The 1,235-nt window shown below is 73.6% G+C and carries 2 protein-coding genes and 1 pseudogene; 2 read left to right on the forward strand and 1 reads right to left on the reverse strand.

Going from position 1 to position 1,235, the window contains the following annotated elements; all coding sequences use genetic code 11:
* Positions 1-7 precede the first annotated feature (7 nt).
* The gene (locus ACFW2E_RS47205) at positions 8-340 is read right to left on the reverse strand and encodes a hypothetical protein (protein ID WP_384478433.1); all 333 of its coding nucleotides are present in this window, start codon (positions 338-340) and stop codon (positions 8-10) included.
* 48 nt (positions 341-388) lie between these two features.
* Between ACFW2E_RS47205 and ACFW2E_RS47210 the strand changes: the two genes are divergently transcribed.
* Positions 389-1,042 (forward strand): hypothetical protein, encoded by a 654-nt coding sequence (locus tag ACFW2E_RS47210; protein WP_384478436.1) that lies wholly within the window; start codon positions 389-391, stop codon positions 1,040-1,042.
* Between the two features lie 46 nt (positions 1,043-1,088).
* Positions 1,089-1,235: pseudogene (locus ACFW2E_RS47215) on the forward strand (baseplate protein); the annotation flags it as partial.

The raw sequence follows: 1,235 nt of genomic DNA on the forward strand, positions 1-1,235 counted from the left end.
GTGGTGGTCATGGTGTGGCTCCCCCGAGGACCGCGCGGCGGCCCTCCTCGTCGATCAGGTCAGCGATGAAGGCGGTGTAGTCGGCGAGTTCGTCGCTCCAGCCGCAGTACGCGGCGAAGTCCCGCATGTGCGCGGCGACGCGCACGACGGCCGCCCGGCCGGTCAGTTCCCGGTCGGCACCGGCGCCGTAGGCGTCGAGCAGCACCCGCGGCAGCTCCGGTCCGTCCGGGTGCGCCGGCACCGGCAGCGCCCAGTCCAGTTCGGCCAGGTCCCCCAGCAGCCAGCCCAGGTCCAGCTCGGGCCGGGCGGCCCCCAGGTCCTCGCCGGTCAGCAGCGCCACCGGGCCCCGCCGCAGGGGCGGGACCAGCGCGCCGAGGGAGGCGAAGCCGTGGACGAGGACCGCGCCGCCGGGTTCCGTCAGCTCGGCGCACCAGGAGCGCAGCCGGCCGAGGCGGGCCGCTCCCCAGGCACGTACGGCGTGCTCGCGCAGCCGGGCGACAGCGGGCGGGTGCGGGGCCGTGGCGGGCGCGTTGCGGGCCGTGGCGGGCGTCCGCGGACCGTCCGCGGCGCCCTCGGCCGACCGGTCGAGGAACGACCCCAGCCGGGGGGGGGGCGGGGGGGGCTCTCGGGGGGGGTGGTTTTCGCCTGCGCAAACGACAAGCTGATCATCAACCTCGACCGCACCCAGACCGAGATCACCGTCGACAGCAAGGGCTCGGTCACCATCACCGGCAGCCGCTCGGTGTCGGTGGAGGCGGGCACCAGCCTCACCCTGCGCGGGCGGCGCTCGGTGATGATCGACAGCGGCGGCCCGCTCACCCTGAAGGGCAAGGCCCTGGTCAGCCTCACCTCGCTGGGCGGCGCGGTCAACGTCAACGCGATGGGCGGCGCCATGAACCTCTCGTCGAGCGGCATGACGTCGATCAACGCCACCGGGATGGTCTCGGTCAACGCCGTGGCCAACGTGAACATCAAGGGCATCAAAGTCGACCTCCTCGGCGCCGTGTTCGTCAACACCGTGAAATACCCGCTCCCCGCATGACAGGCACAGGACCAGGCACAGGAAGCAGAAGGCAGGTGGCCCACTGATGGCCGAACAGTTCGTCGGCTCCGGCTGGGCGTTCCCCATGCGCATCGGACCCACCGGCGGCATCGCCCTGGTCAGCGGCGAGCGCGAGGTCGAGGAGGCCATCCGGCTGGTCCTCGCCACCGCGCCCGGCGAGCGGCCGATGCGC

Source organism: Streptomyces sp. NPDC058964, from assembly GCF_042741275.1.
Lineage (GTDB): Bacteria > Actinomycetota > Actinomycetes > Streptomycetales > Streptomycetaceae > Streptomyces.